This window comes from Gordonia insulae (assembly GCF_003855095.1).
GTDB classification, from domain to species: Bacteria; Actinomycetota; Actinomycetes; order Mycobacteriales; family Mycobacteriaceae; genus Gordonia; species Gordonia insulae.
On record NZ_CP033972.1, the window covers coordinates 3,025,771 to 3,045,411 of the forward strand.

Below are 19,641 nucleotides of genomic sequence, written 5' to 3' on the forward strand. Positions count from 1 at the left end.
CATGCGCATCGCCACCTGGAACGTGAACTCGATCCGAGCCCGATCGGAGACCATCGTCGGCTGGATGGAACGCGCCGACATCGACGTCCTCGCGATGCAGGAGACCAAGTGCCGCGACGACGAGTTCCCGGTGATGAGCTTCCTCGCCGCGGGCTACGACGTCATGCATGTCGGGACCGGCGGGTTCAACGGCGTGGCGATCGCGTCGCGGATCGGACTCGAGGAGGTCGAGATCGGTTTCGAGGGGCAGCCGACCTTCGGCAGCGAACACGTGACGCCCGCCCGCGAGGCACGCGCGATGTCGGCGCTGTGCGGGGGCGTCCGCGTGTGGAGTCTGTACGTGCCGAACGGCCGCGCGCTCGACGACCCGCACTACCGGTACAAGCTGGAGTGGCTGCAGAAACTCCGGGACATCGGCGCACTGTGGCTGGCCCATGACCCGGCGGCCCAGATCGTGCTCGCCGGCGACTGGAATGTCATCCCCACCGACGACGACGTGTGGGATCCGGCGCAGTTCGACGGCACGGTCCACGCCTCCGAGCCCGAACGTGCTGCGCTGCAGTCGATCCGCGACGCCGGGTTCCGGGACTCGGTCCTGCCCTACGCCGACGGCTACACCTTCTGGGACTACACCCAGCTGCGCTTCCCGCGCAACGAGGGGATGCGCATCGACACCCTGCTCTGCTCGCCGGCCTTCGACGACCGGGTGCGCGGCGCGTTCGTCGATCGGGACGCCCGAAAGGGCAAGGGCGCCAGCGATCACGCACCAGTCGTGGTGGAGGCCTGAGGAGCTCGCCCTCGAGATCAGGACCATGAGATCCTTCGCCATGCGCCCTCGTACACGGCGCCGCGTCGTCCGTCGGGAGTAGTTGCACCTCAGATGACGCCGTATCCGAGTCGTCGTGCGGCGCCGGCGATGCGGCCGGCGAGGTCAGGGTGTGTCAGGGGCAGGGACAGTTGCGGTCGGCCGGGCATGGCGGTACCGGCCGGAGTGAACAGCGCCAGGCAGGGCGTGCCGGCGAATCGGCTGTTATATCGGAGGCCGTCGATGTCGGGGTGGGCCTCGACGATGTGACGAGCCCAGCGTTGAGTGATGTGGTGCTGCCCGGTCGACAGGGCATAGGTGCCGCCCGCGCGGCTGGCCCAGGCGCCGGTGCTGTCTGTGGCGATGTCGATCACGGTGACCGGGCGAGTGCACGACAGTCCGGTGAGGTAGGGCCCGTCGCGGCCCCGGTCAATCGTGCGGTCGGTGTGGAAGGCCTCCGCGAGTGCGCCATCCGGTGTGGATGCGCCGTACCAAACACCACGGCCGATGGGGTCCTCACCGGTCGGTAATCGGTGGGGGTCGAACCGCAGGACCGGCCCGTAGGTGCGCAGCGCATTCCAGGCCAGTACGTGGGCGCCGAGCGTGCGATGGACCCGCCACCACACCTCGTCGATATCGATGACACGGACCTCGTCGTCGTGAATACCCAACGCCTGCAATACTTCCGGCTCCGGCGGACCGGGCAGCATCGGCTCTGGGGTCATCAGGCCGTCCAATCACCGACCTCGAGCAGGCGAAGTACCGGCGCCATCGGTTGCCTGCACCGCAACCATTCCCGCACCGACTGCGGCTGTCCGTCGATCTGCAGGTCCGGCTGCGGCGAGTCGAGGAATCCCGCGACCGCGAGGGGGTGTAGCCCACGGGCGAGAAGGTGTGGAAACACCTTGTCGAGTCCACGAATCTGTTTGAACTCGTGCACATCACGGCCCGTTGCATTTTTCCGGTGGATCAGTTCGAACTGTGGAGCCGGGAACACCCAGGAGCCGCCATCATCAATCGCCCACAAAGTACGTGCGAGACGAAGTTGACGGACCCGCGAATCAGATATGCCGAGCCCGGCCGCCACCTCGGTTGCAGGATAGGCCGTGCTGTAGATCCGAGCCATATGTGCGGTCGCGTCGGCAGCAACTACTGAGTAATCATCCAGATCCTCGGTGAATCCCGCGTCGTCGAGCAGTCGGGCCTCCCCGTCGGTCAGCCGTGCCGCCCGGGGCCGATGCGCCGGCAGGGTCTGCAGCGCATGCACCAGCTCATCGCGCCCGAACCCAAAGCGGTCTCGAATCAAGCGATCAAGGTCGTCGTCGACAGCCGACATCGCTCACCACCTTTCGTTAACGGCAATAGATGCAATGCTACTACCGTTAGCGAGCCGGGTCCACCTATCGCGCTCCCGAGCTGGCGTTTCGGGCCTTAGGTTAGGCTGCACGCATGACTCGTGCGCTCCGCGTTCTGTTCCTCTCGCTCGCCACGCTCGTGATCGCGACCCTGGCCATCAGCGGATGCAGCGCCCCCGACGAAGCCGACAGCGGGGGTGCACCGATCCAGGTCAACACCTCCAAGGGCTCGGTGACCATCAACGGGGTGCCCAAGCGGATCGTCGCCCTCGGCGCACAGTGGATCGACGTCGCCCTGTCCTTCGACGTCACGCCGGTCGCCTACCTCGACAACATCCAGATCCTGACCGGTGAACCCGCGCCCTGGTCCCGCGACAAGCTCGAGGGGTCCACACCCATCAGTACCGAAGACGTCGTCGCGCAGGTGGCCAAGGCGAAGCCGGACCTCATCCTCGCGACCTCCTATATGGCGGACGGGCAGCCGGAGATGTACGACCAGATCTCCAAACTCGCCCCGACGATTCCCGGCATCACCGGAAAGCAGATCGATCCCTGGCAGGACATGGTCACGTTCCTGGGCACCGTGCTGCGTGAGCCCGACAAGGCCAAGGAGATCACCGCCGGTGTCGACGCCAAGATCGACTCGGTCAAGAAGGCCATGCCGGGACTCAATGGCAAGACGTACACGATGGCGTACATGTACTCGGCCGATCAGATCCAGGTGCTGGGCGATCCCGACGACGGCGCCACCTATCTGTTCAGCTCGTTGGGGATGAGCATCGCACCCGCTCTCGTCGCGCAGTTCCGCCGCAACGGTCAGCCCCGCTACCCGATCTCGACCGAGAACGTGCCCCTGCTGAACTCCGACCTGCTGGTCCTCACCGCGAACACCGATCAGCTGATGTCCACGTTGGAGAAATTACCCGGCTACCAGAATCTGCGATCGGTGAAAACGGGTGCGGTGAGCCGATTGACGGTCGCCGAGATCGGCGGCCTGAACGAGCCGACACCGCTCTCGCTGCCGTACCTGCTGGACAAGATGAACCCCGCACTCGAGCGGGCGTCACGCTGACCGTACGTCGATGACCGCGTGCCGATGAACACAACAGTGCAGTTCACCTACGCCCTCACCGAGGGGGCGCGGTTCCTTCTCGGCGGCGGTGGGGTCGCGGTCGTGCTCCCGGCCAAGCAACGGCTCGACGGACTCGACCGTGCGCAGGTCGCGTTCCTGCGCCGGCTCAACAGCGGCCCCGTCGAGATCGACGACGCGGACACGGTCATCGCCACGTTGCGAGATCGGCTGGTGGAGGCCGGAGCGATCGCCATGACCGCATCCCTCGATGACCGAGAGCTCTACTCCATCAGACCTTTTCGTCGACCACCTGCGCGGTCCGACGACGTCCCGACCGACGTCCGCATCTCCCGGTTCACCGTCATCCGCCGCACCGGCGACGACGTCGTGGCCGAGAACCCCAGGGCGTGGTGCGACATCGCGGTGCGCGACCCGGGCGTGCTCGCCGTCCTCACGGGTCTCGACGACGGTCCGGACACCCTGGCGCCGACCGCCCAGGAACGGCTGCTCGCGGATCTCGTGTGGTCGGGTCACGCCGTCGTCGGCGATGACGAGGACGAACACTTCGCGACCCGGAGTTGGAGTCCGCACGAGCTCTGGTTCCACCGCCGCAGCACCGTCGGGGATCGCGGCACGAGCTGGGCTGCGTTCGGTCCGACCCGATGGGCCGACGGGTCATTCGAACCCGTTCCCGCCCGACGGGATTCGTACCCGGGTGAGCCCACGTCCCTGCCCACCCCCGATCTGGCCGCGCTGCGCACCGACGATCGGCCGCTGACCGCCGTCGTCGAGGACCGCACGTCGGTACGCGACTTCGACGACGACCATCCGGTCACCGCCGAGCAGCTCGGCGAACTGCTCTACCGGTGCGCCCGCACCCGGGGTGTCCGGACCATCAACGCCGACCGGCCGGTGCCCGAAGAACTCCCGTCGCGCCCGTTCCCGTCCGGCGGGTCACTCTACGAACTCGAGATCTATCCGGTCATCCGCATCGCCGACGGCGTGACACCCGGTATGTATCACTATGATTCGTACGATCACGTGCTGCGGCCGGTCGCACCCCACGACGATCCCGCGGTCACCCGCCTGATCGCGCCGGCCGCACTCACCCTGACCGATGGCCGACTCCCCCAGGTGCTCTTCGTCCTCGCCGCACGCGCCGGCCGGATCATGTGGACCTACGAACAGATGCCGTATGCCGTCATCCTCAAGCACGTCGGCGTGCTGACCCAGACGCTGTATCTGACCGCCACCGCCATGGGCCTGGGCGGTGTGGCCCAGGGCTACGGCGACACCGCCGCCTTCGCCGCGGCGACCGGCACCGACGAACTCGTCGAATGCAACGTCGGCAGCTTCGTCGTCGGGACGCCGAGACGGTGAGTACCGCAATTTGATCCGGGTACCCGACCGACCGTCGGCTTGTTGTCCGCCGGTCGACGACAGATCCTGCTCACAAGGGCACAATCAACCACATGCCACGAGTGCCGACGGGCGAATCGGTCACCTCGCGGGCGATCCGTGTCGTGGAGGCGTTCGGAGTCGACGACACCGTGCTCACCGTCGGTGAGATCGCCCGGCGATCGGGTTTGCATGTGGCGACGGCCTCGCGATTGATCGAGGAGCTCGTGGTCGCGCACTGGCTCGAGCGCACCGAGACCGGCGTCCGCATCGGCGTTCGCTTGTGGGAGGTCGCCTCCCGTGCATCACCCGCCGTCGGACTGCGGGAGGCGGCGATGCCGTTCATGCACGATCTCCATCACGTGATCGGCAATGACGTCCAACTCGCGGTGCGGGAGGGCGTCGAGGTGCTGTTCCTCGAACGCCTCAGTGCGCCGACACCCGTGGTCAACTACTCGAGAATCGCAGGACGGCTGCCTCTGCACGCGTCCTCCTCGGGTCTGGTATTGCTCGCCTACGCCGACTCATCCGTGCTCGACGAGGTGGCATCGAGACCGATGCGGTCGTTCACCGACAAGACCATCACCGACCCGGGACAACTCCGGGCCACGCTCGCGCACGTGCGCCGCGAGGGCTACGCACTGTGCGCCGGACACATCTTTCCGTCCACCACCGGAATCGCGGTACCCATCCGGGGTGGGCGCGGAGAGGTCGTCGCAGCCCTCGGTCTGATCGTCCCCAACGACGACGCGGCGTTCGGGCGCATACCCGCTCTGAAATCCACCGCGCGAGGGATCAGCCGTGTGATGTCAGGAGGAGCTGCCGGCCTCAGTGATCCATCCCACGATTCCCCTCTCAATGATTGAGACGGGCGTAGCCCTTCGGTTCCCCGGATCGCGAGTCTTGACTGACCGCACGAAGGGGAGAACTCATGGGATGTCAGACCAACCTGGACAACACGCTCCACGTCGTCGACAAGGCGACCGTCGCCACCGACGTGGTGACGGTGACCCTTGCTCGACCGGACGGGCGACGACTGCCGGACTGGGCTCCGGGAGCCCACGTCGATCTGGTTCTGCCCAACGGGCTCACCCGCCAGTACTCGCTGTGCGGAAACCGATGGGATGCACACACCTACCGGGTCGCGGTGCGGCGAGAGGCCGCGGGGCGCGGCGGTTCCGCGTACGTCCACGACACACTCCGCGTCGGTGATGCCGTAGGTGTCGGCGGTCCGCGCAACAACTTCCCGATGTCGCCCTCGGAGCGCTACGTGTTCATCGCCGGCGGCATCGGGATCACCCCGATCATCCCGATGATCGCCCAGGCCGAGATCGTGGGTGCCGACTGGCGGCTGCTGTACCTTGGCCGCACCTGCGAAAAAATGCCGTTCCTCGACATGCTCGAGGCACACGGCGATCGGGTCACCGCCGTGGCCAGCGGAACTCACGGCCGGATCGACCTCGCCGAACATCTGGGCGCAGTGGACGACTCGACCAAGGTCTACGCATGCGGCCCATTGACCCTGCTCGACGAGCTGACCGCCACGACTGCCGACTGGCCGGTGGGCAAGCTCCGCATCGAGCGGTTCTCGTCGATCGATCCGGCTCCCGCGCGGACCACACCGTTCGAGCTCGAACTCGCCCGCTCGCAGAAGATCCTGACGATCCCGTGCGATGTGACCATCGTCGATGCCCTCTCGTCCGCGGGCGTGGGGGTGCTCACGTCGTGCCGCGAAGGCGTGTGCGGCACCTGCGAGACGTCGGTCTTGGCCGGCGAGCCGGATCACCGTGACGCAGTCCTCGAACCCCATGAGCGTGAAGCAGGTGACTGCATGTTGGTGTGCGTGTCCCGGTCGCGTTCTGACCGCCTGACGCTCGACCTCTGACCTCCGACGTCTGACCTCCGGACATCACCCTCCAACCCCAGGAAACGACCATGACCACCACAGCCCCGTGCCCACTGCCCACATCTCCGGCCGATCCGTTCGACCTGGATCTTCTCGAGGATCCTCTTGCGTTCCAGGCCGACCTCCGCGACGCCGGCCCCGTCGTATACCTGGAGAAGTACGGCGTCTACGCGATGGGCCGTTACGAGCAGGTGCGCGCGGCGCTCACCGATTGGCAATCGTTCCAGTCCGCGGCCGGTGTCGGACTGAGCAACTTCCGCTTCGAGAAGCCGTGGCGGCCACCGAGTGTGCTGCTCGAAGCCGATCCACCGTTCCACGACGCACCGCGAGCGGTCCTGACGAAGGTCCTCGGTCCGCGGGCCCTACTGCGACTTCGTGATGAGTGGATCGCCGACGCCGATCGCCTCGTCGCGCAGGTCCTCGACACCGGCGTCGAGATCGACGCCGTGCCCGCCCTGGCCCAGGCCTTTCCGCTCCGCGTCTTTCCCGATGCCGTGGGCCTCCGCGAGGCCGGGCGGGAGAACCTCCTTCCGTACGGCAATCTCACGTTCAATGCCTTCGGGCCGCACAACAGTCTCGTCCAGGCCGGCGAGCCGCTCGTTGCAGGTCTCTCCGCATGGGTGAACGAGCAGTGTCGTCGAGAGAATCTGTCCGACAACGGCTTCGGCGCACAGATCTGGGCCGCGAGCGACCGCGGCGACATCACCCCGACTCAGGCGCCGCTCATCGTCCGGTCGCTGTTGACTGCCGGCGTCGACACCACCGTCAACGGGTTGGCCGCCGTGCTCTACGCGTTTGCCACCCACCCTGAGCAGTGGCAGCGCGTTCGCGAGGACCCGTCCCTCGCTCGCACCGCATTCGACGAGGCGGTCCGGTGGGAGTCCCCGGTCCAGACCTTCTTCCGAACCGCGACCAGCGACATCCGTGTCGGCGACGTCACCATCCCCGACGGCGAGAAGATCCTGATGTTCCTCGGTGCCGCGAACCGCGATCCCCGTCGCTGGACCCGACCCGACGATTTCGATCTGCACCGTGATCCGTCCGGGCACGTCGGCTTCGGCATGGGCATCCATCAGTGCGTCGGGCAGCATGTCGCGCGACTCGAATCCGAGGCCCTGCTGTCCGCACTCGCCAGACGCGTCACTGCCATCGAGCCCGCCGGCACCCCGCAGCGGCACCTGAACAACACCCTTCGATCCTGGGAATCCATTCCGCTGCGGCTGATCACGTGACGTAGCCGCCCAGCACCACCCACACACCGCGTCCGCGACGCAGGACGGCGGTGGCCGAGCCATTCCCACAACCGGCATCCATGACACCGCGCCACCTCACCATCACCACAGGCTTCACCATCACAGAACAGGAGACCACCGTGACCACAGACCTTCGCAGGAGGATCGATGAGGGACCGATGTCCCGATACCAGTGGACGGCCATCGCGATCTGCATCGCGCTCAACGTTCTCGACGGCTATGACGTCCTCGCCATGGCCTTCACCTCCACGTCGGTCTCCGACGATTGGGACCTGTCCACCAGCACGCTCGGCCTGCTGTTGAGCGCTGGATTGTTCGGCATGGCGTTGGGATCACTCGGGCTGGCACCGTTGGCCGACATCATCGGTCGCCGCAAGCTCATCCTGGCGTGCCTGGTGCTCTCCTCCACAGGCATGCTGCTGTCCTCGCTGAGCCAGAACGCCACCCAACTCGGCCTCCTGCGCGTCCTCACCGGAGTCGGCATCGGCGGAATTCTCGCATGCAGCAACGTGATCGGCGGAGAGCTCGCCTCCACCAGGTGGCGCGGCCTGGCCGTCAGTCTCAACTCCACCGGCTACGCGATCGGCGCAACCCTTGGCGGAATCGCGGCACTTCTTCTCGTCGAGAGCTTCGGGTGGCGTTCGGTCTTCGTCGCCGGCGGCATCGGCACGGCCGCTCTGATCCCCCTCGTCCTGGTACGCCTGCCCGAGTCGATCGACTTCCTCCTCGTGCGTCAACCTGCGGGTGCCCTCGATACCGTCAACGCGTTCGCACGACGGATCGGCCAGGAGCCGATTCACGAACTCCCGGTCGAGACCACCTCCGGCAGCGGTGGATCCGGGATCATCTCCACCACCAGAAGGCTGTTCGACACGCAGAACCGGCGTACGACGCTGCTCGTCTGGACCGCGTTCTTCTTCACCATGTTCGGCTTCTACTTCGTGACCAGTTGGACACCCAAGCTGCTCGTCGAGGCCGGCATGTCGGCCAAGGAGGGGATCACCGGCGGCATGGTCCTCAACCTCGGCGGAATCCTCGGCACGTTCCTGCTCGGTGCACTCGCCGCGCGCTACCGGCTCGCAAGAGTCCTCATCGCCTATCTCCTCGTGACCGCCGGACTGATGACCATCTTCGTACCGTCGGCGGCGGTGTTCGCACTCGCGCTCACGGTCGGTTTCGGCCTGGGAATCGTCGTCAACGGCTGCATCGCAGGACTTTACGCCTTGACGACGACGGCCTACGCGGCCCCGATCAGGGCGACAGGCATGGGTTGGGCGATCGGGATCGGCCGCATCGGAGCCATCGTGTCGCCACTGATCGCCGGTGCGCTGCTCGACGCGGACTGGTCGCCGGCCTCGCTCTACGTGCTGATGGCAGTACTGTTCATCGCCGCGGCCGGGGCGATCATGGCACTGTCTTCCAGTGGTCGGCGCCGTGTCTCGACCGAGGTCACGTCGTCGACGGCGCCCGCGGCGGTGTAGCGCTGCGACGCGCCCACCCGGCCCAGACGACCAGTACCCGCCGAGTCCATGGACTCGGCGGGTACTGACGGGTTGTGGTGACAAATGGACAGTTTCGACGCACCGACCGCGTCACGGCGATCTTCCCGACGACGCCATCGAGGTGCACGCCGTCGGCCATCGTCAGGAACTCGCCGAGATCGTCCTACCCCCCACACCCACATGGCGCGCTCCCCTCCGCGTTCCCATCCGATTGATCAAGCGATCATCGACCAAATCACACTGCGCCACCGGTCATTTACTACCCGGCGATCCTGCACGTGAATTCGGATCATTGTATCGACGCCTGGCAGGCACAAGAATCGCGCGATCAACGAGGCATCGCGAACGCCTGCAGGGGAGGCGTTCGCGCGTTCCCGAACCGACCCATCGCCGTGTCGTTTGCCGCTCGGGCGATAGCCACCCGACGCGATCTCGCGCTTCCACCAGCATTTCCCGGCTATCGATGAGCCCGATACCAACTATCGCCGCGACGCGCTTCCGATCACCCCCGCCCTCACGCACAGTAAGTGACACAGCACACATGAGCTCGCGATGGCCTGACACCGTCACGAGACGCCGCCCAGCTTCGAGAGAGGACATCTGATGGCTCCGGTGGAGAGAATCGGGATCGTAGGAGCCGGCGCTGCCGGGCTGACTTTGGGGGTGCTACTGAGCGACGCCGGATTCGATGTCGAGGTTCTTGAAAAGGAAGTCGATGATACCAACACCCTCGGGTCCGGGATCACTCTGCAGGGCAACGCCCTACGGGTACTGCGTGACATCGGCGTGTGGCCGGAACTGTTGGCGCGCGGCTTTCCCTGCGACTCCCTGGCATTGCGCGCCCCCGACCTTGACGCGACGGTGCTCGCCGTCCTACCCGACGTCCGCACCGGAGGGGACGACCTCCCTGCCACCCTCGGCATGTACCGACCCGATCTGGCCGCGATTGTGCGTGCTCGCGCTGAGCAGGCAGGTGCTCGGTTGACCTATGACGCACGGGTCAGCGACGTGTCTCAGGACGACCGTTCGGTGACAGTCACGTTGCACACAGGTGAGCAACGACAGTTCGACGTCCTCGTGGGCGCGGACGGGATCAACTCCGTGACGCGACGGCTGATCGGCATCGACGTGACTCCGGCCGCGACCGGTGCAGGCGCATGGCGGGCCATCGTTCCGCGGCCGGCCGACATCACTCGTAGCGAACTCATCTACGGCGGGCCGCTGTACATCGCGGGGTACTGCCCCATCAGCGACAACCACATGTACGCGTACATCGTCGAACCCGCTCACGAACGGGATGTGATCGCCGACCGGCCCGAACTGCGACGGCTGGCCGGGCTGTACGGCGGTCCATGGCAGGACATTTCTCGCGCCATCGACGACAACACGGCCGTCCACTACACGAAGTTCACCACCCACCTGCTCGACGGAGCCTGGCACCGAGGCCGGGTCGTCCTCATCGGCGACGCGGCACACAATTGTCCCCCGACCATCGCCCAAGGGGCCGCGATGGCGATCGAGGACGCAGCGGTCCTCGCCGAGGAGTTGATCAAGGCACGCGATCTCGATGATGCGGTCATGGAGCGATTCCACGAACGGCGTGTCCCCCGCGCGCGGGAGGTGGTCGAGTCGTCGGTGCAACTCGTGCGCTGGTTGGTCGACAAGGAACCCAATCCCGACATCCCCGGCGTCATGCATCGCGTCGCCGCCATGGTCAAGGAACCGGCATGACGGAGGCGAATCCCGTTGTCGACGTCCACGCCCACGCGCTGTTCCCGCCGATCGAACAACGAGTGGCCGAGCTCGACGCCGCCGGCCTGCAGGCTGCCCGTGAACTGGAAATCCGACGCAATGGTGAATCATCCATGGCAGCTTCGGGTCAGATGATCACATCGCGATGGAGTCTGTTGACCGACCTCGACACCCGGATCGAGGCGATGGATGCCAGCGGCGTCGATGTCCAGCTGATCTCCCCGTCCCCCTCGCATTACTACCCTTTCCTCGGTTTCTCGGAGGCCGAACAGGTCGCCCGCGAGCTCAACAGATCCGTCATGGATCTCGTCGCCCAAGCCCCAGGGCGTCTGCGCGGGCTCGGGGTGGCGCCTCTACAACACCCCGATCTCATGGCTCCGATGCTGGTCGACGCAGTCACCGACTGCGGCCTTGACGGTGTCGAGATCGGCTCCTTCGGGGCGGCGGTAGACGGCGGTCAGGCGAACACGGTCGAGCTCTCCGATCCGCGGCTCGAATCATTCTGGGCGACCGCCGAAGACCTCAACGCAGTCATCTTTCTCCATCCATTCGGGTGCTCACTGGACGAACGACTTGACCGCTTCTACCTGGCCAACACCGTGGCGCAGCCAGCTGAGAACGCTGTCGCCCTGTCACACTTGATTTTCAGCGGCGTGCTCGACCGTCACCCTGGACTCCAGGTGATCGCAGCCCATGGCGGGGGATACCTTCCCACCGCGATCGGCCGTTCCGACCGCGCCTGGGAGATGCGCCCCGAAGCCCGCGTCTGCCTGCAACCGCCGTCGCACTACCTCCGCAAACTCTGGTTCGACTCGTTGACCCATGACGCCAGGCAACTGCGCGCCCTGATCGAGACGGTCGGTGTCGACCGGGTGGTGCTCGGATCCGATTACCCGTTCGACATGGGTTCCGATGACCCGGTTCATGCCGTCACGTCGGCGTTGGCCGATCCCGCCGAATGCGCTGACGTGTTGCGTCACAACGCCTACCGGATTCTGGGGGAACGCGAGCGCACACCGGTGCAGCGATCGATGTGATCGATAGCTCGTATATCGACATCCCGCTTCCGCAGCGGGCTACCTGATCAGACACTCAGGGGAACAAACGTTTTCCCGTCCCCCATTTCACGAAAGGTCTTGTCATGAACAAGTATCTAGCCGGCCTCGTCCACATCGAGATCACGACTCCCGATGTCGATGGCTCAGCTGATTTCTACACTCGCAAGTTCGGTATGCGGGAGTTCGCACGTCGCGACGGCAGAGTGTATCTGCGTTGCTGGGGCGACTATCAGCCCTACAGCGTGGTACTCGTACCAGGCGCTCAACCGGGTCTGCATCAGATGGCCTGGCGAACAACGAGTTCCGAAGCGCTCGAGGAGGCCGCCGCACGGGTCGAGCAGGCCGGTATCCAAGGGACCTGGACGGATGGCGGACTGGGGTACGGCCGGGCGTTCGAGTTCACCGGCCCCTACGGCCACCCCATGCGATTGGTCTTCGATGTGGACGACTACGAGGCAGATGCCGAGCATCGGTCGATCTATCCCGATCGGCCGGAGATGCGGTCGGCACATGCCGGCGCACCGCGATTCCTCGACCATGTCACCATTGCGGCAACCGATGTCCGCGGATTCTGTGAGTGGTACGCGGAAGTTCTCGACTACCGCATCATGGGATACACCGAGCTCGACGACGCGCCTATCACGGTGTTCGGAGTTCTCACCACCAACGAGAAGTCCCACGATCTCGGTGTCGTGCTGGACACCTCGAGCACCCCAGGCCGGGTCAACCACCTCGCCTTCTGGGTCGACACGTACGAAGAGTTGGTGATCTGCGCGCAGGTTCTGCTCGAGCGCGGGACCGACATGGAGTACGGCCCCTCAGTGCACGGGATCGGCGAACAGAACTTCCTCTACTTCCGCGAACCGAGCACCATGCGGGTGGAACTGAATTCCGGTGGTTACCGCAATTACGTGCCCGGCTGGGAGCCGAAGGTGTGGAAGCCATCCGACGGTTCCAACAACATCTTCCGCAACAGCGCGATGCCCATGTCGATGACCGAGTCCTTCCCTGCCGCCGATGGTTTCACCGCAACAGAGGAAGGCGTCTCTGATGAGATGAAGGCCGAGCTGCTCAACCCGTACGCCCAGCACGGCCGGGGCTGAGGAGACTTTCGCAACGGTGTTCACCCGGTAGGAGTTCCGACCGGGTGAACACTGTCCCGCCCACGATGGAGAACTATGAAGATCGCACGCAGACAAACCGACCACGGTCCACGCTGCGCCGTCGTCGACGACGATCTACTGATCGACCTGTTGATCGATGATTCGCTCCTCGACCTGTTGCGCACCGAGGACCCGAGCCGTGTCGACGACGTGGCATCTGCCGCCCTCCGCAACCGGCGAACCGTCACCCCCATCGACGAGGCCACTCTTCTCGCACCTCTTCAACCACCGACGTTCCGCGACTTCTCGACGTTCCCCGAGCACATCGCCGGCATCGGCAAGAACCTCGATCCACAGGCCGAGGTGCCCGAGATATTCTGGGAGATACCGACTTTCTACTTCTCCAACCCCTACGCGATCGTCGGCCCCTACGATTCGGTCCCCATCTCGCCGGGTTGCCGCGATTTCGACTTCGAGCTCGAGGTGGGGGCAGTGGTCGGACGCTCCGGTCGCGACCTCGGACCTGACGACGCCGATGATCACATCGCCGGATACGTTGTGATCAACGACTTCTCGGCGCGTGACACCCAGTTCCGGGAGATGCAGCTGCATCTTGGACCGGCCAAGGGCAAGGATTCGTCGACGGTTCTGGGCGCCTTCTTCGTGACGGCCGACGAGCTCGACGGTCGTCGCAGCCGCGCCTCGTTCGACCTCGAGATGCGGGTGGAGGTCAACGGCGTGACCATCGGCACCGACACGCTGTCGAACATGGCCTGGACCTTTCCGGCTCTGGCGGCGTATGCCTCTCGCGGTACGTGGATCCGGCCGGGAGATCTCTTGGGCTCGGGTACCTGCCAGTCCGGGTGTCTCGCGGAACTGTGGGGACGCCACGGGCGCGACGCCTATCCTGCATTGCAGCCGGGTGATGTGGTCACCACGCACGTCGACGTACTGGGTGGTACCGCCAACGAGATCGCCCCCGCGGCACCGATCACCCCGATCCCACCATGGAGAGGCTGATGAGCATAAAGGTCCTGATCACCGACCACCCGGCATCGACCCCGGATGTGGAACGCGAGGTGTTGTCGACCCTGGGCGCAGAAGTCGTTGTGGCACCCAGCACCGACGAAGCGACCCTCGCGGAACTCGCGGGCGACGTCGACGCGATCATCACCTGCTTCGCCAAGGTGACCGATCGGGTACTCGACGCTGCCGTGCGATGTCGAACCGTGGCGCGAACGGGTGTCGGCGTCGACAACATCGATGTCGCTCGGGCAACGCAGTTGGGCATGATCGTGACCAACGTTCCCGAATACTGCACCGACGAAGTCGCCGATCACACGCTGATGCTCATCCTGGCCTTGTCGCGTCGACTGGGACCGCTGGTCGCCGACACCGCCGCTGGTGGCTGGGACCGCAACCTCACCCCTGTCCCGATGCGGCTACGCGGAAAGACGCTGGCCCTCTTGGGTACCGGAACCATCGGCCGGGCGCTGATCCCACGGGCCCAAGCGATCGGCATGGACGTCGTCGCATGCAACCGCGGCCGCGCCACTCCCCCGGGGGTGCGGTCGGTCCCCGGTCTCGCAGCCCTGTTCGCCGAGGCCGACGTCCTCTCGCTGCACCTGCCGTTGACCCCGGAGACCGAGGGCATCATCGACCGCTCGGCGTTGGCAGCCATGAAACCGTCTGCACTGCTGGTGAACACGGCGCGCGGCGGCCTGGTGGACACGCCCTCGCTCACCGAGGCACTCGCGGCAGGAGAGATCGCCGGCGCCGCACTGGACGTCACCGAACCCGAGCCGCTGCCGGCTGCACACCGCCTACGTGGACTGCCCAACGTACTACTCACGCCACACATCGCCTTCAGTTCCGACGGCTCGCTTGCCGACCTGAGTCGGTTCGCCGCCGGCAACGTCGTCGGCGTCCTGCGCGGATCGCTGCCCTCCTCGGTCGTCAATCCGGACGTCCTCGAGTCCCCCGGACTCCGCGGGAAAGGGGTCACGCACTCATGACAACTCTGTCGCTACGCGCAGAGTTGACTGCGCACCTTGCCGAGCGCGGACTGCTCGCCGGCGACGCATCCCCAGTCTCCATCCGACCGCTCACCGGTGGCGTGTCCAACGACGTCCTCGCGGTGACCGGTGGTGATTTCGATGCGGTCGTCAAACGTGCTCTCGGGCAACTCCGAACCGCGAAGCTGTGGAACGCCGACACCACGCGGCTGCTCACCGAGGGGCGCGCCTTGCTGGCGGCCGCTGCCGTCGACCCGACGAGGGTCCCACGAGTTCTCGATCTGACGCCTGAGTTCCTGGTCATCGAACGGGCGCCGAGCACCTGGACGACGTGGAAGGAGCGCCTCCTCGACCATGACGTCGATCCGATGATCGCCGGCAAACTGGGGGAATTCCTCGGTGCACTACAGCGGGACACCGCCGCGGGTGCCGTCGACACCGCGCAGTTCGAGGGAGTTCGCGCGTTCGAGCAGCTCCGGGTGGACCCGTTCCATCGCGAAGTCGCCGCGACGCACCCCGAGCTGCGCGCCGTCGTCGAACAGACGATAGACACCATGTTCGCCAACCGCGTGTGCCTGGTACACGGCGATTACACACCCAAGAACGTGATGGTGGGCGACAGTGTCGATGATGTCTGGGTGATCGACTGGGAGGTGGCACATGTCGGTGATCCGACCTTCGACCCCGCCTGGGTGATCGGCCATCTTCTTCTCAAGAGCATCCATCGACCCCCCAGTGCAGCGGCATACCTCGCCGCCGCGCACGCGTTCCTCGACAGCCGAACGGGCATTATCGGTGCACCCGTCCTCGACCACGTCCAGCTGACCCGCCAGATCGGATGTCTACTCGTCGCCCGCATCGACGGGCGCAGTCCCATCGACTACCTGGACCCGCGCGACCGTGACCAGGCCCGGAAGCTGGGCCGTCATGTGCTGTTGAACACCCCAGACCGCATCGATTCCATTTGGGAGAATCTTCATGACTGACACGACCGTCGACTCCGTATTCGCCTGGGAGGCACTCGACTCACGCGGTAAGCCGACCGTCGCCTGTGAGGTCGTCCTCGCGGACGGGACGCGCGGCCACACATCGGTACCGTCGGGCGCCTCGACCGGGACACACGAGGCCAGCGAGCTGCGCGACGGCGGACACCGCTATGGCGGACAGGGTGTGCTGACTGCGGTGCGCAATGCGAACACCGTGCTCGCTCAGGCAGTTCGCGGCGTGGACGCCACCGATCAGGTGGCGATTGATCAGGCGCTACGTGCGGCCGACGGTACCGAGAACCTCTCCGCGCTGGGCGCCAATGCAGTGCTGGCGATATCCATCGGCAGCGCGATCGCGGCCGCGTCCGCCCAAGGTCGATCGCTGTACAGGTCGGTGGACGATTCCGGGCAACGGCCACTGCTTCCGTTGCCCATGGTCAACGTCTTGTCCGGCGGCGCGCACGCGGGCCGCGCGATCGACGTCCAGGACTTCCTCGTCGTGCCGATGGCCGCCGGGAGCTTCGCCGAAGCGATCGAGATCTGCGCGCGAGTACGGGCCGGCGCCACCCAGGTCCTTGACGAGCGCGGATTGCCGACGGCACTGGTGGCCGACGAGGGTGGCCTGGGCCCGGTGTTGCCGTCGAACCGCGCGGCACTCGACATCATGGTGGAGGGCATCGAGCGCGCCGGCCTGCAGCCCGGAGCCGACGCGGCCATCGCCATCGATGTCGCCGCCACCCAGTTCCACACGGCCGAGAACACCTACGTACTCAGCGCAGAACAGGGACGCACGCTACGCTCTGCCGAACTCGTCGACGAATTGGTCTCCTGGACAGAGCATTATCCGATCGTCTCGCTCGAGGATGCACTGGCCGAGGATGATTGGTCGGGTTGGGCCGAAGCGACCACACGGCTGGGCCATTGCCAGTTGCTCGGCGACGACCTCTTCGTCACCAACCCCGCGCGTCTACAGCGAGGCATCGACGGGTGGGTTGCGAACGCGGTCCTCGTCAAGCCGAACCAGATCGGTACCCTGACCGACGCGCGCACCGTCGTGACCACGGCGCAAGCCGCGGGCTACCGCACCGTGCTGTCGGCGCGGTCGGGAGAGACCGAGGACTCGTGGCTGGCAGACCTGGCGGTCGGCTGGCGAACCGGCCAGATCAAGGTCGGGTCGACAATGCGCTCGGAACGCACCGCGAAATGGAATCGGTTGCTGCGCATCGAGGCTGAGCTGGGCGACCAGGCGGACTTCGCCGGCGCTGCCGCCATCGCGGCTTCCGGGGTGCGGGCATGAAGCGATCGATTCCCTCCTACGGGCTGGGTACATTCAGCGATGATCGGCACACCTTCGCCGGAGTCGTCGCGGGGGAACGGGTACTCGAGATCGCTGACGACACCCTGGTCAACGGTGCCGCGACCGTGCTCGCGCTCCTCGACGAGTGGGATGCGACACGCCGGCATCTGCCGCGACTGGCCGAAACCGCCCGGGACAGTGGGACTCTGCTGACGGATTTGCGGATACACGAGCCGCTTCGCCCGAGGCACATCATCCAGGCTGGCGCGAACTACCGCAGCCATGTCATGGAGATCATCGTCTCCGGCCGTGAACCCGACGACATGCGCTCCGAGGACGAGCTCTACGCCGCTGCCGGCAAGATGCTCGACGATCGCGCGGCCACAGGTAGCGCATTCCTCTTCGCCGGCCTCGATTCGGCCATGTGCGGCGCCGACGACGATATCCACCTGATCGGCGAGTCCCGCCAAACCGATTGGGAGGCTGAGCTGGCCGTCGTCATCGGAAGGCGCACCGACAACGTGACGCGAGCCGACGCCCTCGAGCACGTCGCCGGCTTCACGATCGCCAATGACATCAGCGCACGCGATCTACAGTTCCCGGCCGAGCATCGCCCCCTCGGCGGCGATTGGCTGCGAGCCAAGAACAGACCAACGTTCCTTCCGGTCGGACCGTTCCTCGTTCCCGCCGACAACATCGATGACTACCGAGACCTCGAGATCACTCTCGATCTCAACGGGCAGCGGATGCAGCAAGATCGGGCCGCCAACTTGATCTTCGACGTGGAGTCGCTCGTCGCACAGGCGTCGCAGATAGCCCCGTTGCTACCCGGCGACCTCATCCTGACCGGGAGCCCGGCCGGCAACGGCGGCAAGTGGCAGCGCTGGCTACAACCCGGGGACACCCTCACGACGGCCATCACCGGGCTCTCGCATCTGCACAACACCTGCATAGCTCCGACTGCGCAGCCCGCAGCTTCGAAGGGGAACAATCAGTGAGTACGGACGATCAGACCACCCGTCACATGCCGGAAGTGACGCTGGATCCGGCCGACCCCGAGGCGGCGATTGCCGCTGCGGCACAGCGTTGTACCAACTGGGGCCGATGGGGGCCACAGGACGTGCACGGTACCCTCAATCACATCACCGACGAGGACCGTCGCCACGCAGCCACTCTCGTCCGCAGTGGCCAAACCTTCAGCCTGTCACTGCCGTTCGATATGGACGGTCCACAGAAGGGCTGGCGCCGCCGTACCAACCCCATTCACACCATGCTCGACACCGGTTCCGACGCAGAAGCAGGACGTCAAGGATTCCCCCACGGCCTCGGCGGCGCCGATGATGTGGTGACCATGCCGCTGCAGTGCTCGACCCAATGGGACGGGCTCGGTCACATCTTCGACCACGGTAGAGCCTGGAACGACCGGCGTGCCGGTGATGTGGTCACCTCGGAGGGGGACAAGGTCACCGGCATCGAAACCGCTGCCGATCTGATCGTGGGACGTGGCGTCCTACTCGACGTCGGACGGGTCTGTGGAACCGATGGCGAGCTCCCTGACGGCTTCGCCATCACCGCGGAGCACCTTCAACACACCATCACTGCTCAGGGTGTGACAGCCCAGGTGGGCCGAGGCGACCTCGTATGTGTCCGTACGGGCCAACTCGCGCGTGCCCGTCGCGCCGGTTGGGGCGACTACGCGGGCGGTCCTGCGCCTGGCCTGTCGTTCACCACCGCCGACTGGATCCGCGCCACCGATGTCTCCGGCATCGCCACGGACACCTGGGGATTCGAGGTCCGTCCGAACGAGTTCCACAATGCGTTTCAGCCGCTGCACCAGGTGGCCATCCCCCACATCGGTCTCTACATCGGTGAGATGTGGAACCTCGACGAGCTCGCAGAGACCTGCGCCGCCGACAGTCGATACGAGTTCCTGCTCACCGCGGCACCGCTGCCGGTGACCGGCGCCGTCGGAGCTCCGGTCAATCCCATCGCCATGCGGTAGGTCGGTCTGGCACCGATCTGGGCGGTATCACTCGACTGCGGTGATCCGTATGTCGTGAACGGGCAGTTCATCCGACGATCGACATCGCGGCACACGCGCTGGATCATCGACCGCAACCACATGTTTGCCGGGTCTGT

Annotated in this window: 18 protein-coding genes; 16 read left to right on the forward strand and 2 right to left on the reverse strand. The window is 65.8% G+C overall.

Features of this window, described 5'->3' with window-relative positions; genetic code table 11:
* Position 1: 1 nt before the first annotated feature.
* On the forward strand, positions 2–787 hold the full coding sequence (locus D7316_RS13870; RefSeq protein ID WP_124708762.1) for an exodeoxyribonuclease III: 786 nt from the start codon (positions 2–4) through the stop codon (positions 785–787).
* 89 nt (positions 788–876) lie between these two features.
* Here the strand turns inward: D7316_RS13870 and D7316_RS13875 are convergent, their stop codons facing one another.
* Positions 877–1,530 (reverse strand): RES family NAD+ phosphorylase, encoded by a 654-nt coding sequence (locus tag D7316_RS13875; protein ID WP_408610008.1) that lies wholly within the window; start codon positions 1,528–1,530, stop codon positions 877–879.
* Positions 1,530–2,141, reverse strand: coding sequence for a DNA-binding protein (locus tag D7316_RS13880; protein ID WP_124708764.1), 612 nt, complete (start codon positions 2,139–2,141; stop codon positions 1,530–1,532). Before D7316_RS13880 ends, D7316_RS13875 begins: the two co-directional genes overlap by 1 nt.
* 113 nt (positions 2,142–2,254) lie before the next feature.
* On the opposite strand from D7316_RS13880, the gene D7316_RS13885 reads away from it, so the two are divergent.
* The 15 genes from D7316_RS13885 to D7316_RS13955 all read left to right on the forward strand — a co-directional run bounded on the left by D7316_RS13885 (position 2,255) and on the right by D7316_RS13955 (position 19,504).
* Complete coding sequence (locus D7316_RS13885; protein ID WP_124708765.1) at positions 2,255–3,232, forward strand: ABC transporter substrate-binding protein; 978 nt, start codon at positions 2,255–2,257, stop codon at positions 3,230–3,232.
* Positions 3,233–3,256: 24 nt separating this feature from the next.
* Positions 3,257–4,612 carry a SagB family peptide dehydrogenase gene (locus tag D7316_RS13890; RefSeq protein ID WP_124708766.1) on the forward strand — a complete coding sequence of 452 codons (1,356 nt, stop codon included), beginning with the start codon at positions 3,257–3,259 and terminating at the stop codon, positions 4,610–4,612.
* A 92-nt stretch (positions 4,613–4,704) separates the two neighbouring features.
* Entirely contained in the window at positions 4,705–5,496 is a 792-nt protein-coding gene (locus D7316_RS13895) for an IclR family transcriptional regulator (RefSeq protein ID WP_124708767.1), read from the forward strand.
* A 65-nt stretch (positions 5,497–5,561) separates the two neighbouring features.
* Positions 5,562–6,515, forward strand: a complete 954-nt coding sequence (locus D7316_RS13900; protein ID WP_124708768.1) for a PDR/VanB family oxidoreductase — start codon at positions 5,562–5,564, stop codon at positions 6,513–6,515.
* 50 nt (positions 6,516–6,565) lie between these two features.
* On the forward strand, positions 6,566–7,768 hold the full coding sequence (locus D7316_RS13905; RefSeq protein ID WP_124708769.1) for a cytochrome P450: 1,203 nt from the start codon (positions 6,566–6,568) through the stop codon (positions 7,766–7,768).
* 140 nt (positions 7,769–7,908) lie between these two features.
* On the forward strand, positions 7,909–9,270 hold the full coding sequence (locus tag D7316_RS13910) for an MFS transporter (RefSeq protein WP_124708770.1): 1,362 nt from the start codon (positions 7,909–7,911) through the stop codon (positions 9,268–9,270).
* A 624-nt stretch (positions 9,271–9,894) separates the two neighbouring features.
* Complete coding sequence (locus D7316_RS13915) at positions 9,895–11,022, forward strand: FAD-dependent monooxygenase (protein WP_124708771.1); 1,128 nt, start codon at positions 9,895–9,897, stop codon at positions 11,020–11,022.
* Positions 11,019–12,080 carry an amidohydrolase family protein gene (locus D7316_RS13920; RefSeq protein ID WP_124708772.1) on the forward strand — a complete coding sequence of 354 codons (1,062 nt, stop codon included), beginning with the start codon at positions 11,019–11,021 and terminating at the stop codon, positions 12,078–12,080. The genes D7316_RS13915 and D7316_RS13920 overlap by 4 nt, the downstream gene beginning before the upstream one ends.
* A gap of 104 nt (positions 12,081–12,184) precedes the next feature.
* On the forward strand, positions 12,185–13,204 hold the full coding sequence (locus tag D7316_RS13925; RefSeq protein WP_124708773.1) for a VOC family protein: 1,020 nt from the start codon (positions 12,185–12,187) through the stop codon (positions 13,202–13,204).
* A 75-nt stretch (positions 13,205–13,279) separates the two neighbouring features.
* Entirely contained in the window at positions 13,280–14,224 is a 945-nt protein-coding gene (locus D7316_RS13930) for a fumarylacetoacetate hydrolase family protein (RefSeq protein WP_124708774.1), read from the forward strand.
* Positions 14,224–15,219 (forward strand): C-terminal binding protein, encoded by a 996-nt coding sequence (locus D7316_RS13935; protein WP_164473789.1) that lies wholly within the window; start codon positions 14,224–14,226, stop codon positions 15,217–15,219. Before D7316_RS13930 ends, D7316_RS13935 begins: the two co-directional genes overlap by 1 nt.
* Complete coding sequence (locus D7316_RS13940; RefSeq protein WP_124708776.1) at positions 15,216–16,205, forward strand: phosphotransferase family protein; 990 nt, start codon at positions 15,216–15,218, stop codon at positions 16,203–16,205. Before D7316_RS13935 ends, D7316_RS13940 begins: the two co-directional genes overlap by 4 nt.
* On the forward strand, positions 16,198–17,502 hold the full coding sequence (gene eno, locus D7316_RS13945; protein WP_124708777.1) for a phosphopyruvate hydratase: 1,305 nt from the start codon (positions 16,198–16,200) through the stop codon (positions 17,500–17,502). Before D7316_RS13940 ends, eno begins: the two co-directional genes overlap by 8 nt.
* Positions 17,499–18,500, forward strand: a complete 1,002-nt coding sequence (locus D7316_RS13950; RefSeq protein WP_124708778.1) for a fumarylacetoacetate hydrolase family protein — start codon at positions 17,499–17,501, stop codon at positions 18,498–18,500. The genes eno and D7316_RS13950 overlap by 4 nt, the downstream gene beginning before the upstream one ends.
* Positions 18,497–19,504: a cyclase family protein gene (locus D7316_RS13955; protein ID WP_232016907.1), complete on the forward strand. Its 1,008-nt coding sequence runs from the start codon at positions 18,497–18,499 to the stop codon at positions 19,502–19,504. Before D7316_RS13950 ends, D7316_RS13955 begins: the two co-directional genes overlap by 4 nt.
* The last annotated feature ends 137 nt before the right edge of the window (positions 19,505–19,641 follow it).

Bases quoted from the DNA above. Each gene is read 5' to 3' on its own strand.
- D7316_RS13870 (WP_124708762.1), top strand. From the start codon at position 2: ATGCGCATCGCCACCTGGAACGTGAACTCGATCCGAGCCCGATCGGAG.
- D7316_RS13875 (WP_408610008.1), bottom strand. From the start codon at position 1,530: ATGACCCCAGAGCCGATGCTGCCCGGTCCGCCGGAGCCGGAAGTATTG.
- D7316_RS13880 (WP_124708764.1), bottom strand. From the start codon at position 2,141: ATGTCGGCTGTCGACGACGACCTTGATCGCTTGATTCGAGACCGCTTT.
- D7316_RS13885 (WP_124708765.1), top strand. From the start codon at position 2,255: ATGACTCGTGCGCTCCGCGTTCTGTTCCTCTCGCTCGCCACGCTCGTG.
- D7316_RS13890 (WP_124708766.1), top strand. From the start codon at position 3,257: ATGAACACAACAGTGCAGTTCACCTACGCCCTCACCGAGGGGGCGCGG.
- D7316_RS13895 (WP_124708767.1), top strand. From the start codon at position 4,705: ATGCCACGAGTGCCGACGGGCGAATCGGTCACCTCGCGGGCGATCCGT.
- D7316_RS13900 (WP_124708768.1), top strand. From the start codon at position 5,562: ATGGGATGTCAGACCAACCTGGACAACACGCTCCACGTCGTCGACAAG.
- D7316_RS13905 (WP_124708769.1), top strand. From the start codon at position 6,566: ATGACCACCACAGCCCCGTGCCCACTGCCCACATCTCCGGCCGATCCG.
- D7316_RS13915 (WP_124708771.1), top strand. From the start codon at position 9,895: ATGGCTCCGGTGGAGAGAATCGGGATCGTAGGAGCCGGCGCTGCCGGG.
- D7316_RS13920 (WP_124708772.1), top strand. From the start codon at position 11,019: ATGACGGAGGCGAATCCCGTTGTCGACGTCCACGCCCACGCGCTGTTC.
- D7316_RS13925 (WP_124708773.1), top strand. From the start codon at position 12,185: ATGAACAAGTATCTAGCCGGCCTCGTCCACATCGAGATCACGACTCCC.
- D7316_RS13930 (WP_124708774.1), top strand. From the start codon at position 13,280: ATGAAGATCGCACGCAGACAAACCGACCACGGTCCACGCTGCGCCGTC.
- D7316_RS13935 (WP_164473789.1), top strand. From the start codon at position 14,224: ATGAGCATAAAGGTCCTGATCACCGACCACCCGGCATCGACCCCGGAT.
- D7316_RS13940 (WP_124708776.1), top strand. From the start codon at position 15,216: ATGACAACTCTGTCGCTACGCGCAGAGTTGACTGCGCACCTTGCCGAG.
- eno (WP_124708777.1), top strand. From the start codon at position 16,198: ATGACTGACACGACCGTCGACTCCGTATTCGCCTGGGAGGCACTCGAC.
- D7316_RS13950 (WP_124708778.1), top strand. From the start codon at position 17,499: ATGAAGCGATCGATTCCCTCCTACGGGCTGGGTACATTCAGCGATGAT.